This window comes from Mesorhizobium sp. Cs1299R1N1 (genome assembly GCF_037179655.1).
GTDB lineage: Bacteria > Pseudomonadota > Alphaproteobacteria > Rhizobiales > Rhizobiaceae > Mesorhizobium > Mesorhizobium salmacidum.
The window spans coordinates 75,071-89,035 of record NZ_JAPYKR010000016.1 but is presented as its reverse complement, the minus strand read 5'-3'; the positions used below and the strand labels follow the sequence as shown (position 1 = coordinate 89,035).

General features: G+C 63.5%; 13 protein-coding genes. 7 read left to right on the top strand and 6 right to left on the bottom strand.

Annotated elements, in window-relative coordinates; genetic code table 11:
* Nucleotides 1-201: 201 nt before the first annotated feature.
* Complete coding sequence (locus O7A70_RS28365) at nt 202-990, top strand: 2-keto-4-pentenoate hydratase (RefSeq protein ID WP_337143308.1); 789 nt, start codon at nt 202-204, stop codon at nt 988-990.
* Here O7A70_RS28365 and O7A70_RS28360 read toward each other — a convergent pair.
* The 5 genes from O7A70_RS28360 to O7A70_RS28340 form a co-directional block, all read right to left on the bottom strand.
* On the bottom strand, nt 987-1,793 hold the full coding sequence (locus tag O7A70_RS28360) for an ABC transporter permease (RefSeq protein WP_337143307.1): 807 nt from the start codon (nt 1,791-1,793) through the stop codon (nt 987-989). The two genes, O7A70_RS28365 and O7A70_RS28360, sit on opposite strands and share 4 nt — an antisense overlap.
* A complete protein-coding gene (locus O7A70_RS28355) occupies nt 1,793-2,626 on the bottom strand; it encodes an ABC transporter permease (protein ID WP_337143306.1) in 834 nt (277 codons plus the stop codon). Before O7A70_RS28355 ends, O7A70_RS28360 begins: the two co-directional genes overlap by 1 nt.
* 22 nt (nt 2,627-2,648) lie before the next feature.
* The gene (locus tag O7A70_RS28350; protein ID WP_337107831.1) at nt 2,649-3,761 is read right to left on the bottom strand and encodes an ABC transporter substrate-binding protein; all 1,113 of its coding nucleotides are present in this window, start codon (nt 3,759-3,761) and stop codon (nt 2,649-2,651) included.
* 76 nt (nt 3,762-3,837) lie between these two features.
* A complete protein-coding gene (locus O7A70_RS28345; RefSeq protein ID WP_337143305.1) occupies nt 3,838-4,932 on the bottom strand; it encodes an ABC transporter ATP-binding protein in 1,095 nt (364 codons plus the stop codon).
* Between the two features lie 122 nt (nt 4,933-5,054).
* Nucleotides 5,055-5,951, bottom strand: a complete 897-nt coding sequence (locus tag O7A70_RS28340) for a LysR substrate-binding domain-containing protein (protein ID WP_337143304.1) — start codon at nt 5,949-5,951, stop codon at nt 5,055-5,057.
* 75 nt (nt 5,952-6,026) lie between these two features.
* Between O7A70_RS28340 and O7A70_RS28335 the strand changes: the two genes are divergently transcribed.
* The 6 genes from O7A70_RS28335 to O7A70_RS28310 all read left to right on the top strand — a co-directional run bounded on the left by O7A70_RS28335 (nt 6,027) and on the right by O7A70_RS28310 (nt 13,640).
* Entirely contained in the window at nt 6,027-7,628 is a 1,602-nt protein-coding gene (locus tag O7A70_RS28335) for an amidohydrolase (protein WP_337143303.1), read from the top strand.
* A gap of 23 nt (nt 7,629-7,651) precedes the next feature.
* Entirely contained in the window at nt 7,652-8,584 is a 933-nt protein-coding gene (locus tag O7A70_RS28330; RefSeq protein ID WP_027143943.1) for a dimethylarginine dimethylaminohydrolase family protein, read from the top strand.
* Nucleotides 8,585-8,793: 209 nt separating this feature from the next.
* The gene (locus O7A70_RS28325; protein WP_337143302.1) at nt 8,794-10,947 is read left to right on the top strand and encodes a transglycosylase domain-containing protein; all 2,154 of its coding nucleotides are present in this window, start codon (nt 8,794-8,796) and stop codon (nt 10,945-10,947) included.
* Between the two features lie 111 nt (nt 10,948-11,058).
* A complete protein-coding gene (locus O7A70_RS28320) occupies nt 11,059-11,643 on the top strand; it encodes a DUF1214 domain-containing protein (protein ID WP_337143301.1) in 585 nt (194 codons plus the stop codon).
* The gene (locus O7A70_RS28315; protein WP_337143300.1) at nt 11,636-12,205 is read left to right on the top strand and encodes a DUF1254 domain-containing protein; all 570 of its coding nucleotides are present in this window, start codon (nt 11,636-11,638) and stop codon (nt 12,203-12,205) included. The genes O7A70_RS28320 and O7A70_RS28315 overlap by 8 nt, the downstream gene beginning before the upstream one ends.
* A 409-nt stretch (nt 12,206-12,614) precedes the next feature.
* A complete protein-coding gene (locus O7A70_RS28310; RefSeq protein WP_337143342.1) occupies nt 12,615-13,640 on the top strand; it encodes a hypothetical protein in 1,026 nt (341 codons plus the stop codon).
* Here the strand turns inward: O7A70_RS28310 and O7A70_RS28305 are convergent.
* Nucleotides 13,618-13,965 (bottom strand): DUF1491 family protein, encoded by a 348-nt coding sequence (locus tag O7A70_RS28305; protein WP_337143299.1) that lies wholly within the window; start codon nt 13,963-13,965, stop codon nt 13,618-13,620. The genes O7A70_RS28310 and O7A70_RS28305 overlap by 23 nt on opposite strands.

The following is a 13,965-nucleotide window of genomic DNA, read 5'->3' as shown; positions in this document are numbered from 1 at the left end:
TTCGTCATCGGAATGATGAACGCCCATGATCTCGAAAATACGACTTGCCGACAATCTCGTCAGCAGGCGCGGTAGAGCCGCGCAAATGAACCATGCGCGTGGTCACGTGGTCTTGCCATATATAGGCTGGTCCCTACGATGAAATGTTCCTTGCGGGCTTGGCCGGACAGAGGGCATGTTCCCGATTTTCGGGAGTTGACCATGCTCGATCCAGAACAAGCCAGGGCCGCGTCGCATCTGCTGGTCAGTCATTGGGACAACGGCACCCATCTCGACATGATACCTGAGGAGTTGCGGCCGACGACGCGGACCGAAGGCTATGCCATCCAGGCCTATGTCATGGATCGTTCGGCGGCCCCGCTTTTCGGCTGGAAGATCGCGGCAACCAGCCTTGCCGGTCAAAGGCATATCAATGTCGACGGCCCGATGGCCGGGCGCCTGCTGGCGGAGAAAGCGGTCGAGGTTGGCGGGACCGTCTCGCTGGCGACGAGCAAGATGCGGGTCGCCGAGGTCGAATTCGCTTTCCGTTTCGGCCGCCAGATCCCACCTCGCCCGGCACCTTATGAAATCGCTGAAGTGATGGATGCCGTGGCGACCTTGCACCCGGCGATCGAAATACCGGATTCACGCTATGACGATTTCTGCGCCGTCGGCGCGCCGCAGCTGATAGCGGACAATGCCTGCGCCAATCTCTTTGTCATCGGCCAACCCACGCAAGACGAATGGCGCGATGTGAATCTCGCGGAGTACCCGGTGACTGGTCTTGTTTCGGGCAAGTCGCGGCACGACGGAACCGGCGCGGCTGTCCTCGGTGATCCCCGTATTGCGCTCACATGGCTGGTCAATGAGCTGTCGGGTCTAGGTATAGCGCTTCAGCCGGGACAGGTGGTGATCACCGGCACTTGCTTGACGCCGATACGCGTCGAGGCCGGTGACGAAGTGATCGGCGATCTGGGCAGGTTTGGCAAAGTCTCGGTGCGGTTTGTCTAATGCTCGCCGCGCTGCCTGACCGCGAGGCTCCTCACCGCCAGAACCAGCACCGTGATGATGATCAAAATCACCGAAAGCGCCGCGATCGCCGGGTCGATGTTGTCGCGCAGGCCCATCCACATCAGGCGCGGCAGCGTGATGGCGTTGACCGAGGTGATGAACAGGGTGACGCCGATCTCTTCCCAGGAGAGCACGAAGGAGAGCAGTGCCGCGGTGACGATGCCGAACTTGATGTTAGGCATGATGATGCGCGTGGCGCGTTCCCACACGCTTGCGCCAAGGCCGCGCGCGGCAAGGTCGATGCGGCGGTCGATCTGGCTGAGCGAGACCAGGATCAGCACGGTCGCGAACGGCACCGTCATCACCGAATGCGCCATGGCAACGCCGAGCCAGGTGTCGTAGCCGAAGAAGGAACTGACGCCTGAGATTGAGGTGAGCAGGAAGTAGAGCGTGATCGCCGAAACCACCGGCGGCACAACCATCGGCAACAGCACAAAGCCGACCAGGGCTGCCGTAAGGCGCGGCTGGAACATCCACACACCAAGGCTGAAACAAAGCGCCAGTACAGTTGAAACGGCGCTGCTGACAATGCCGATGCGGATCGAAAGCAGAATCGACTGGAGCCAGCGCGGATCCTCAATCAACGACCGATAGTGGCGCAGCGACAATTCACCCGTCGGCATCGCCAGCATGCGGCTAGGCGTCAGCGATACCGGGATGACGGCGAGCAGCGGCATAAGCAGGAACAGCGCCACCAGGGCGGCGATAACCAGCGAGACAGGACCGGGGCGATAAGTCGGCATCAGATAAGCTGCTTCGGTCTGACATAACGGAACAAGAGCGCCATCAGCGCGCCGACGAACAGCACCAGCACGACGCTGATCGCAGCTCCCAACCCCCAGTCCGGGCTCTGGAATATCCTGAGATAGATCAGCTCGGCGATCATCACGCTGCGGCCGCCACCGAGAATCGCCGGCGTTACGAAGAAGCCGAGCGAGAAGACGAACACGATCATCGCGGAGCCGATAATACCGGAGCGCGTCATCGGCACGAACACCGTCCAGAAGGTGCGCATGCGGCTGGAGCCGAGGCCGCGCGCTGCCAGCAGCACACGGTCGTCCAGGCTGCGCATGGCCGAAGCCAGCGGAAAGACGGCGAACGGAATGAGGAAATGGGTCATACCGACAATGACGCCGAACTCGTTGCGCACCAAAGTCAGCGGTTCGGAGATGAAACCGATCGACTGCAGCCAGGTGTTGATCAGGCCGCGATTGGACAGCAGCGCCACCCAGCCGAAGGCTCGCGTCAGCACCGAGATCCAGAACGGCACCAGGATGCAGAATTCGGCGATGAGGCGCTGCGCCGGGCTGCCGCGCACCCAGACCACCGTGATGGCATAGGCGGCGGCGACTGACACAACTGTGACAATGGCGGCGATGCGCAGCGTGCGGATGAACACCGACTGCACCAGATCGTCGGTGAGCAACGCCTTGTATTGGCCAAGCCCGGGCGTCGGCAAGGTGAAGCTCCACTTCACCACGCCGAGAAACGGCCAGGCATAGGCAAGGCCGAGAAACAGGAGCAGCGGCGCCATCAACAGCACCGCGCCCATCCTGTCGGAGAGAACGCCTCTCATGTCAGTTCAGCATCGCCGCCGGTCAGGCGGAGATGATCTTGGTGTATTCGTCGAGTGCCGCACCGTAGTTCTTTGCGTACCAATCCATGTCGAGTGCGATCTGCTTCTTCATGTTCTCGGGATCGACGGGGTTGATGCGCTTCTTGTCGGCAGGGATCAGCGAATCGGCCGCCGGATTGGCCGGACCCTGGCCGAGCTTGTCGAACATCACGAGCTGCTTTTCCGGATCCTGTGCACTGGCGATGAACTTCATCGCAGCATCCTTGCCGCCGGGATTGTTCTTGAGCACGGCCAGCGCGCCGGGCGAGATCAGGCCCTGGTCCCAGATGAACTTGATCTTGCCGCCGGAATCCTGCTCGATCAGCGAGGCGCGCGTCGACCAGACGATCGCCATCGAGGCTTCGCCATTGAGCAGCACGCTCTGGCTCTCGGCGCCGCCGCCCCAATAGGCGACGACGTTTTCCTTGAAGGCTGATATCTTGTCGTGCGCCCGCTTCAAGTCGAGCGGATAGAGCGAAGCCGGCGCGATACCGTCGGCCAAAAGGGCCGCTTCCCAGCTCGACACACCCCATTTGTAGAGGGAACGCTTGCCCGGGAATTTCTTCACATCGAAGAAATCGGCCATGCCGGTCGGTGCATCCTTGCCGTATTTCTCGGAATCGTAGGCGATGACATAGGAGAAGAAATAGGTCGAGGCGGCATAGTCCCAGCCGAAGCCTGGCCGCATCTTCTTCTTGTCGACGATGTTGTAGTCGATCGGCTCGAGCATGCCTTGCGCGCCGAGCGTAATGGCCGAGAACGGGTCGACGTCGACCAGGTCCCAGGTCGGGGCGCCGCTTTTAAACTGCGCGGCGATCGCGCCTTCGGTCGGGCCCGAGCCGTCCATCTTGACGGTGATGCCGGTGTCCTTGGTGAAAGCCTGGCCATAGGCCGCGTCATAGGCCGTGATGGCGTCGCCGCCCCAGTTGACCAGCACCAGTTCCTTCGCAGCGGCGAATGCGCCGCTCGAACGCAGCAGCATCGGCGTGCCGGCGAGCACGAGCGCCGCTAGCTGCGTGAACTGGCGGCGCGAAATCTCGCCGCGTCTCGTCCTTTCAGACAGCGTTTCGATGGCCTGTTTTTTGGTGTCGTTCATGTTCATGTCAGTTCCCCTTTGTTTTTGTTGATTTTAACTACGGAAGCCGGTGCGGCGGATCAGGCCTCACTGGCGCTCATTGTCCTCCGTCCGGAAGGAGGAAACCCTTTTCCGCCGGCCATGTCAGCCAGACGGAATTGCCCTTGCTGAGAGCAGCCGCCGCGACCTCGTTGGGCACCGAGACGGTTACCTTGGCACCCTGGCGTGTGGTGAGGTCGAGCTTGGTTGCCGCCCCCAGATAGGTCGAGGCGATCGCAGTCGCGGCAATGCCGTTCTCTCCGGCGGCGGCCTCGCGCGCTATCGACATGTGTTCGGGCCGGATCGCCAGGATGGCGTTGGCACCGACAGTGGTTGGATTGCCGCGCAGGCTGACGGCGCGGTCCTCGCAAAGGCCGGTGGCGCCGTCATCGGCGCTGCGCACGCCTTTCAGCGGCAGCATGTTGATCTCGCCCAGGAATTCGGCGACGAAGCGATTGGCCGGCCGGTCGTAGACCTCGTCCGGCGCCCCGACCTGCAGCAGTTTGCCATGGTTGAAGATGGCGACGCGCGAGGACAGCGCCAAGGCCTCGCTCTGGTCGTGGGTGACGAAGACGAAGGTGGTGCCGGTCTCCTGGTGCAGGCGCTTCATCTCGGCCTGCATCTGGCCGCGCAGGCTCTTGTCCAGCGCTGAAAACGGTTCGTCGAGCAAAAGCACGCCCGGCTCGAACACCAGCGCGCGGGCAAGTGCGACGCGCTGCTGCTGGCCACCGGAAAGCTGCGACGGCAATTTCTTCTCGTGGCCGATCAGACCGACACGCTCGATCATCTCACCGACGCGCTTCTTGATCTCGGTGGCCGATTTCTTGCGGACCTTGAGCGGGAAGGCGATGTTTGCCTCGACGCTCATATGCGGGAACAATGCATAGCCCTGGAACACCATGCCGGCGGCACGCTGCTCGGCCGGGCGGTCGGTGATGTCGGCGCCGTCGCTGAAAAGCCTGCCCTCGGTCGGCTGCACGAAGCCGGCCAGGATCATCAGGAAGGTGGTCTTGCCGGAGCCGGAGGGGCCAAGCAGCGTCAGGAACTCGCCGCGGCCAATATCGAGCGTCAGGTTGTCCAGTGCACGGAACGAGCCGAAGCTCTTGCCGATCCCGATTGCCTTGATCTCTGCGGCCCGGCCGGGTTGCTGCATCCTGCCTCTATCCTTACCGTTGAGCCAAATCGTAGGCAGGGCCGAAGCTCACCGCAACCGAATAGTTTTCGCCTGATCGGCAAATTTCATTCATCTATGGCGGGCCGGCGCCACCCTGCCCCTCAATGAGGCTGAACGCGGTTCTCGGAGAGCGTCGACCTCAGCCATCCCGCGAACGCTTCCAGGACCGGGTGCGAGGCCTTGGCGTGTTCGGAGACCAGGAAATAGGAGCGCGGCGACTTGATCGCGATGTCGAACGGCCTGACCAGACGGCCTTCGCTCAGCGCGCGGCGGCTGGTCAGTTCGTCACCCATGGCAATCCCCTGGCCGGCGATCGCCGCGGAGAAGACGAGGTTCATGTCGGAAAAGAAGATACCCCCTTCGGTGTCCGGGTTTTCGACCTTGGACAGCGCCAGCCAACGTGCCCAATCCTCGGTGTCGTCGAGATGGAGCAGATTGGCGCGCAGCACGTCCGCCGGCCGGGAAAAGCCGCCGACCTTGTTGAGCAGCGTCGGGCTGCAAAGCGGCGTGAACGAGATTTCGCACAACAGTTCGGCCATGCGGTTCGGCCAGTTGCCGACGCCAAACGCGATGAAGGCGTCGGCATCGGCATTGCTGACATCGTCGAGCCGCCTGGGCGTCAGGATGCGCAGCGCCACATCAGGATACATCTGCCGGAACTCGCCGATATGGGTGCACAAGAACAGCGAGGCGAAGCCTGGCGTACAAGAGACGGCGAACGAGCCGCCAACGCCGGTGCCGGCATCGCGCGTCACCGCGTCACCCAGCACGGTCAGCGCCTTGCGCACGTCGCTGGCATAGCGCTGGCCACGCGGGGTGAGCGCCACGCCCTTGCCGATGCGTTCCAGCAGATCGAAGCCAAGGTCGCGTTCCAGCAGCCGCAGCTGATGGCTCACCGCGCTGCGGGTCAGGTGCAGTTCGTCGGCGGCGCGCCAGACGCTGCCGTGCCTGGCGAAACTGTCGAGGGCGCGTAGCGCCTGTGTGGATGGAATTCTCAAGAGGTGAACCGAATTTGCACGAACCGGGAAAACATATCACTTTTTGGCGAGCCGCTTCACTGCTTTCTTTTAGGCATGGACAAACCGGTGACGACATCGGCGCAAGAGACCGCGCTTGCCTGCCTCGACGGCATCCAGCCCCTGCTGTCGGCCTGGACACGCACCATCTTCGATTTCGGCGAGACAGCGTGGCGCGAGTACCAATCGGCCGCCTGGTATGTCGATCGGCTCAAGCGCGAGGGATTTTCGGTCGAGGAAGGCTCGGGCGGCATGCCGACCGCCTTCTGCGCCCACTGGACAAACGGCGCCGGACCGACCGTCGGCATGTATGCCGAATATGACGCAGTGCCCGGCAACTGCCAGGACGCGGTGACGGTGAAGCAGCCACGGCCTGGCCTTGGCGCCGAGGCCGGCGGCCATACCGATCCGCATTCGGGGCTCGGCATAGCAAGCCTCGGCGGGCTGCTCGCGACCAAGGCCGCCATGCAGCGCGACGGTATTCAAGGCACGCTGCGCTTCACCGGCGAACCGGCCGAAAAGGTGCGCGGCTCGAAGCCGATCCATGCCGCCAAAGGCTATTATGACGGCCTTGCCGGCATGATCTCCTTCCATCCCTTCTATATGCTGCCGCTCTGCAACACCGCGCGCTGGGACACGCATTGCGGTGCGGCCTACGCGATGATCTATCGCTTCGTCTGCGACGAACCCGAAAATTGGGTTCGCGCGGGCGACGGCGCACCGATCCCGCAGGCGCATTCGGCGGTCCGGGCACCGGGCGCCAACGATGCGCTGATGACCATGTTCATGGCCTCCAAGGCGTTGCGCGATTCCATGCTCCCGCACCAGGGCGGCTGGTCGATCAGCGAGGCGATCCTGACGGCTGGCCAGGCCACGGCCGACAATCTGCCGGCAGGCCTGGCCGAGATCCAGTACATGATCCGCGTGCCGACGCTTCGTATGGCCGAGCAGGTGACGGCGGTGCTCGACCGCAACGCCCAGGCCGCGGCCGCGATCAGCGGCTGCCGCTACGAACGGCACTGGGTGTCGAAGTCGCGGCCGGGGCTCGCCAACCACGCCATGGCCGGGATTGCCTACGAAGCCCAGTCAATTGTCGGACCACCTCGCTGGGACGAAGCCGCCAAGACGATCGCGCGGGAAATCCAGGTCAATGCCGGCGGCACCGCGACCGAAAACCCCTTTGTCGACGAACTGGAGCGGCTGATTTCGCCGCAAGAGGCCGAGGCGATCTTGCGCCGCGACTTGCCGCCGTCGCAGGTGAATTCGACTTCCGACGACTACACCGACATGAGCTGGCACGCGCCGACCGCGCGCTTCTATGTCGCCCGCCCAGCGCTCCGCTCGGCAAACGGCCACGCTTTTCCGGCATGGGTGATGAATGCGCTGGGCGGCATTCCCGCGACGATCGATCCGATGGTCATCTGCGCTGCCAAGACGGTCGCGCTGGCGGCGCTGCGCCTGCTCGAGGACAAAACCGCCCGCGAAGAGGCGATGAGCGAGTTCACCACCCGTACCGGCGGCGGCGTTGGCGGCTCCAACTGGATCGCCCCGCTCTGCGACTACGAGCCGCCGATCAATTTCCGCTGGCCGGAATATGTCACCACGCCGCGCGGGCGCGACTGGTGGATACCAAACAATGCGCGACCGACCAATTCTTGAGAACAAGCCACGAGGAGAACCGCATGACCGTTCATGACCGCATCATCGCCGAGCCGTTTTCGCTGCAGCGCCGCAATCCCTCCGGCGGCACCAAGCCGCTGACCGTCTGGGGTTTCGCCAACGAGACCGACGTCTTGACCGACGTGCTGCTCGGCTCGCCGAATTTCCTGCGTCACCTGTCGACCAGCTCGCTCTCGCGAAAACATCTGCGCGAGGCGCCCTGCAACGTCCAGATCGCGCAGGCGCAGCACAAGGATCTGGTCGCGGCTTACGAGCATTTCGGCGTTAACATCCATTGGCACGAGCCGACGCCGGAACTGCCGATGCAGGTCTATTCCCGTGATTCCAGCGTCATGACGCCCTATGGCGCGATCATCACCGCCATGGCCAATTGGTGGCGGCGCGGCGAGAACTACGCGGCCATCCGCACCTATGAAAAGCTCGGCATCCCGATCTACGACATGGTGACGGCAGGCACCTTCGAGGGCGGCGACTTCAACGTCATCGAGGACGGCGTGGTGCTGATCGGCTGCGGCGGCGCGCGCACGCAGGAGGAAGGCGCCCGCCAGGTGCAGGCCTGGTTCGAGAAGGAAGGCTGGGAGACGCGCATCGCATTCATCGACGAATATTACGTCCACATCGACCTGATGGTGGTGCCGATCGCCGAAAAGCTCACTGCCGTCTGCCTCGCCTGCACCGAGCCCGGCATCGTCGACTGGCTGAAGGGCAAGGGTCACGAGATCATCGACGTCCCCTTCCAGGACACGATGGCGCTGGGCTGCAACTTCATGTCGCTGGGCAAGGACCGGGTGATCGCGCCGACATCCAGCAAGACACTGATCGAGAAACTCAAGGCGCGCGGCTTCGAGGTGGCGGCCGTCGACATGAGCGAAATCTCCAAGACCGGCGGCGGAATCCATTGCATGGCGCAGGCGCTGAAGCGCGAAGCGGCCTGATAGCTCGGGGAAGCAAATCTCCCCTCGCTCGCCGGCCGCGGAATCCGGCGGGCGAGGAACCGGCCCGCCGGCTATCGACAAACCTTGCGGCTGTGTCCTCGCCGCCCTTGTGGGTGTCGGTAAAATGGATGAATAGTCCAACAGGTCGCCGCCCTGAGATTGCCCGCTTGCGGTTTTCAGGTCGCGCCAGAGCCGAGCCGGGTTTTTGAATGGTCAACCCTGAACCACGCAAGAGAAGAGGTCCGATCGCCTCCCGCCTTCTGGCGCTGGACGCGTGGCTCGATTCCTCTCTCTATGAGATCGGGTTCAAGGCGCGCCAGTTCTGGGAGGCCGCGACGATCTTCTCGCGGCGCTTCCGTCTCAAGGGCTGGCGCCGTGGCTTCATCGAACTTTTGAGCGAAGGCTTTACACTCGGCGCCGGCGGCATGGTGGTGATGCTGGCGCTGGCGATACCCGCTTTCCAGGACACCACCGGCGACTGGCGTGCCCAGGGCGACTTCGCCGTCACCTTCCTGGACCGGTACGGCAACGAGATCGGCCAGCGCGGCATCATCCAGCGCGATTCCGTGCCGGTCGACGAGATGCCGGACCACGTCATCAAGGCGGTGCTTGCCACCGAGGACCGCCGGTTTTTCGACCATTACGGCATCGACGTGCTCGGCCTGTCGCGCGCGATCTTCGAGAATGTGCGGGCAAACTCGGTCGTCCAGGGCGGCTCCAGCATCACCCAGCAGCTGGCCAAGAACCTGTTCCTGACCAACGAGCGCACGTTCGAGCGCAAGATCAAGGAAGCCTTCCTGTCGCTGTGGCTGGAGGCCAATCTGTCGAAGAAAGAAATCCTGCAGCTCTATCTCGACCGCGCCTATATGGGCGGCGGCACGTTCGGCATCGAGGCGGCGGCGGATTTCTATTTCGGCAAGAGCGTCAAGGACCTGAACCTTGCCGAGGCGGCGATGCTCGCCGGCCTGTTCAAGGCGCCGACCAAATACGCGCCGCACATCAACCTGCCGGCGGCGCGCGCTCGCGCCAATGTGGTGCTGTCCAACCTTGTCGATTCCGGTTTCATGACCGAAGGCCAGGTGCTGCAGGCAAGGCTGCATCCGGCCGATGTCGTCGATCGCGGCGAACAGAAAAGTCCCGACTATTTCCTCGACTGGGCCTTCGACGAGGTCAAGAAGATCGCCAAGCCCGGCCAGCACTCGCTGGTCGCTCACACCACCTTCGACGCCAACATCCAGAAAGCGGCGGAGGAATCCGTCGAGTTCCACCTGCGCCAGTTCGGCAAGGAATACAACGTCACCGAAGGTGCCGTGGTGGTCATCGAGACCAATGGTGCGGTGCGAGCGATCGTCGGCGGCCGTGACTACGGCGCCAGCCAGTTCAACCGCGCCACCAAAGCGCTGCGCCAGACCGGCTCGTCGTTCAAGCCCTATGTCTACGCCACGGCGATGGAACACGGCTTCACGCCGAACTCGATCATTTCTGGCGGGCCGATCAGCTGGGGCAACTGGTCACCGCATAATTACAGCGGCGAATCGGCGGGCAACATCACCCTGATCATGGCGATGGCCAAGTCGATCAACACCGTGCCGGTGCGGCTGGCCAAGGACCATCTCGGCATCGCGCCGATCAAGGCATTGGCGGAGTCGTTTGGCGTGGAATCGCCGCTCGAAGGGCACAAGACGATGGTCCTCGGCACCTCGGGCATGACCGTGATGGACCAGGCGACGGGCTACAGCGTCTTTGCCCAGAACGGCTTCGTCGGCTCCCGGCACGGCATCACCCAGCTCGTCACGCGTACCGGCGACGTGGTTTACGACTGGACCAAGGATGCGCCGCCGCCGCACCGCGTGCTGTCCGAGCAGGCCCTGAAATCCATGAACACCATGCTGACGGCCGTGCCGGTGATGGGCACGGCGCGGCGGGCGCAAATTCCCAACATCGTCGTCGCCGGCAAGACCGGCACGACGCAGTCCTACCGCGATGCCTGGTTCGTCGGCTTCACCGGCAACTACACGGCGGCCGTGTGGCTGGGCAATGACGATTTCACGCCGACCAAGAACATGACCGGCGGCTCGCTGCCGGCGATGGTGTGGCAGCGGCTGATGGTCTACGCGCACCAGAACATCGACCTGAAGCCGATCCCCGGCATCGACAAGCCCTTCGTCGACGAGGAGATCGCGGCCAAGGCCGCCGAGGCGCAGAAGAAGACCGAGGAGCAGGCAGCGGCCGATACCGCCGCCGAGCGGCCGCCGGTGCTGTCCAGCCGAACCACCCAGACGCTGAGGGACATGAGCCAGCTGTTCCAGACGGCGCCCAAACTCGACGCCCCCACTCCACCCGAAACGCTTTCGGCCCTGTGACATCCGCCCCGGCGCGAGCCGGGTCGGCAGGCAAATCCATCACGCCGGCTTGCCACAAGACCCCGCGCCGCGATATCCCCGAACTGCAATCCTTCGCGCACCCGGCCCTTCATGCTCAAGAATGCCTTCCTGATGCTGATTTCGCTTGCCATAGCCATTGGCGGGGGCGGCGCCAGCGTCTGGTATGCGCTGAAGATCCAGGACGGGGTCGGCGCAATCAGGATCGGCCAGTGGACCGCCTTCCCCGACATCGGCACACCGGCCGCGGACCCCTATTCGAAGGCGCGCGTGGCGCGCGAGGGGGTGCTGGCGCTCGGCCGCGCCGAAGGCCTGTCCTTCGTGGCGGAAAACGATGCCGCCGGCGACCAGCTCAAGCGGGAATGCGCCTACAGGATCGAGGGTGGATTTCCGACAGCCCGGTTCTGGACGCTTTATGCCGCCGATCGATCGCTCGGCGTCGTCGAGACCGGCAAATCGCGGCTTGCGGCACTTCAGTCCTACGAGGTGCTGCGCCAACCGGACAATTCCGTGATCATCTCCGTTGGCCATCACCCGATGCCGGGCAACTGGCTTCTGACCGACGGTTCCGGGAAGATGTATTTCGTCCTGACCTTCTACGACACGCCGATCGCCAGCAGCACCGGCCTGTCGGATGTTTCGCTGCCCAGGATCGTGAGGGCGGGCTGCGATGCGTAGTTTGCGTGCCGCACTGCGCAGACTTCTGCATGCCGTCCTGCTCGGCCTCGTCGGCGCCGGCATTGTCCACATTATCGTCCTGCTTCTGGTGCCGGAATTTTCGGAACGTGACGCCTGGTCGCGTCTTTCCATGGCATCCGATCTCTACAGGATGAACCGGCTCGATGCCGAAGCCGGCGGCGCGCCGGTGGTGAAATCGGTCGACCCGCTGTTCTATGCCACGGCCTGCCGCTTCGATCTCGAGGAAGGAATGGTCCGGATCAAGGCGCCGGGAGACGTCCCGTTCTGGTCGGTGTCGGTCTATGACCGCAGCGGTCACAACATCTATTCCTTCAACGACCACACGGCGACGGACGGCAAGCTGGATGCGGTCGTGCTGACGCCGGCGCAGATGATCGACGTGCGCAAGGACCTGCCCGAAGATCTCCAGGGAGCGATTTTCGTCGAAGCGCCCATCGACGAAGGCATCTTCGTCATCCGCAGCTTCGTGCCGGACGAGAGCTGGAAGCCGATCGTGTCGCGCTTTCTCGATCAGAGTTCCTGCGAGCTGCAGGATTTCTAGGGCTTCAGCAAGCTCAGTGGTGCGGCACGGGCGTCCGTGGCGATCCCGGCTTGTCTGGCCCCGCGGGCCGCGCTTCGCCGGTGCTGGACCGCTCATAACGGATGCCGGGAAATATGATTACGGCCGCCGGTATTTCGGTGGTTTGCTTTGCTCGATTGGTCGGTGCCGCACGCGGCACGAAAGACAGTACCATGCCCATGGTTCGCGCATTCCTCTCGGTTTCCCCGGAGCACAACGCAACGCCTCCAAATATCATTAAGGCCGGCAGAGGGTTAACGGAGCGCTAACGGATCGCCGCTAACTTGATCTTTGTTCCCAGGTCAGAGAGTTCTGACCGAGGCAAACGCGAAACCGACATAGTTCCGGTGGCGCGATGTCGAGTGTGTATCTGTTGTCAGGCGTATCCTTCGTGTCATCCTCGGACTTCAGGCAAATCGCGATAAGGACGGAATCGGGAAAAGCCGAAAGGCTGTTCCGCGCCGCCGTGTCGGCGTTCTGCTCGCTGACCCGACCGTCACGCCGCGAGATCGGCCAACTCGAAGACCTGACGCTGCCGCTGTTCGACAACGTATCCGTCGAATCGCGGCGCTACGTGGCAGCCGCCCTTTCCGAATGCGAATATGCACCCGCGGCCCTGGTGCGGCGCCTTTGCGAGGAACCGGTCGACATTGCCGCTCCGCTGCTCATCCGCTCACGCGCGGTCAGCGATATCGACCTGATCGCGCTGATTGGCCGGCACGGGCTGCCGCATGCGCGCGCCATCGCGCGGCGCAAGGACCTGAACCCGACCATCGCCGATCTGATCAGAGCGCTGGAAAGACCGACCCTGGTGCGGATGCGGGATCCGGAAGCAGCCCCGGCGCAAAGCCCTGCCGTGACGACGCAAGCGACGGCGGACAGCGCGGAAACTCAGCAGACGCCCGGCGTTGCCGCCGAAAACGCGCGGCGCAGGCTGCGCTCCATGATGCACACCGGCGACGAAGCCTTGGCGGCGAAGGTCGATGCGTTCCCAGGTGCGGATACCTACGTCAAACTGCGCGAGACGGCATTGACGGGAAACGCCGCTTTCTTCCAGACCGCGCTTGCCGATGCCCTCGACATTGATTTCTCGATCGCGCAATCGCTGACCGCCAACCAGAATTATGCGCCGCTGCTTGCGGCGCTGCGTTCGCTCGATTTCAGCGAAGACCGGGCATTCCTGATCACGGTTGCCGTCTATCCCAGCCTGTTCCCGCATCCGCAGGCCATCCGCACCTATCTCGACCTTTACCGCCTGCTGCAGCGCGATACGGCCCTGGACAAAGTGCGGGGATGGAAAGCCAAAACCCCGTCGAAGGCGGCTCGCGACGCTTCGCTGACAAACGGCGACAGCCGCAAGGCCTCCAACAGCGACGAAGCCGACGCCCCCGGCCTCAGGGCGTCTTCACGGAAATAAGCTCCTCGACGGGAACATTCCCGGCCTCGATCTCGACCACCCAAATGTCGGGATCGAATTTTTTCTCGCGCTCAAGTCTCGCATCCAGCACGGACGCATCATCGCCGGCGGCGAGAAGGCTGAAAAAACGGTCTTCGGGCTTGGCCGAATCGTAGCTTGTCTGCGGCGCCGGCCCGTAGAGAGCCGTTTCACCCATCCTGCCCCGCGCCAGGATGAACACAGCCCCTGCCTCGGACGCACCGCGATTGACCACGGCGGCAAACCCGCCAGCGCCGAAAACCCGGCGCAACAGGGCCGAAACCCACAGATCAGCGGTTACACGCAT

Excerpts from the sequence above, each read along its gene's own strand:
- O7A70_RS28350 (WP_337107831.1), bottom strand. The coding sequence starts at position 3,761 with ATGAACGACACCAAAAAACAGGCCATCGAAACGCTGTCTGAAAGGACG.
- O7A70_RS28345 (WP_337143305.1), bottom strand. The coding sequence starts at position 4,932 with ATGCAGCAACCCGGCCGGGCCGCAGAGATCAAGGCAATCGGGATCGGC.
- O7A70_RS28320 (WP_337143301.1), top strand. The coding sequence starts at position 11,059 with ATGCTCAAGAATGCCTTCCTGATGCTGATTTCGCTTGCCATAGCCATT.
- O7A70_RS28360 (WP_337143307.1), bottom strand. The coding sequence starts at position 1,793 with ATGCCGACTTATCGCCCCGGTCCTGTCTCGCTGGTTATCGCCGCCCTG.
- O7A70_RS28305 (WP_337143299.1), bottom strand. The coding sequence starts at position 13,965 with ATGCGTGTAACCGCTGATCTGTGGGTTTCGGCCCTGTTGCGCCGGGTT.
- O7A70_RS28330 (WP_027143943.1), top strand. The coding sequence starts at position 7,652 with ATGACCGTTCATGACCGCATCATCGCCGAGCCGTTTTCGCTGCAGCGC.
- O7A70_RS28365 (WP_337143308.1), top strand. The coding sequence starts at position 202 with ATGCTCGATCCAGAACAAGCCAGGGCCGCGTCGCATCTGCTGGTCAGT.
- O7A70_RS28355 (WP_337143306.1), bottom strand. The coding sequence starts at position 2,626 with ATGAGAGGCGTTCTCTCCGACAGGATGGGCGCGGTGCTGTTGATGGCG.
- O7A70_RS28325 (WP_337143302.1), top strand. The coding sequence starts at position 8,794 with ATGGTCAACCCTGAACCACGCAAGAGAAGAGGTCCGATCGCCTCCCGC.
- O7A70_RS28335 (WP_337143303.1), top strand. The coding sequence starts at position 6,027 with ATGGACAAACCGGTGACGACATCGGCGCAAGAGACCGCGCTTGCCTGC.
- O7A70_RS28315 (WP_337143300.1), top strand. The coding sequence starts at position 11,636 with ATGCGTAGTTTGCGTGCCGCACTGCGCAGACTTCTGCATGCCGTCCTG.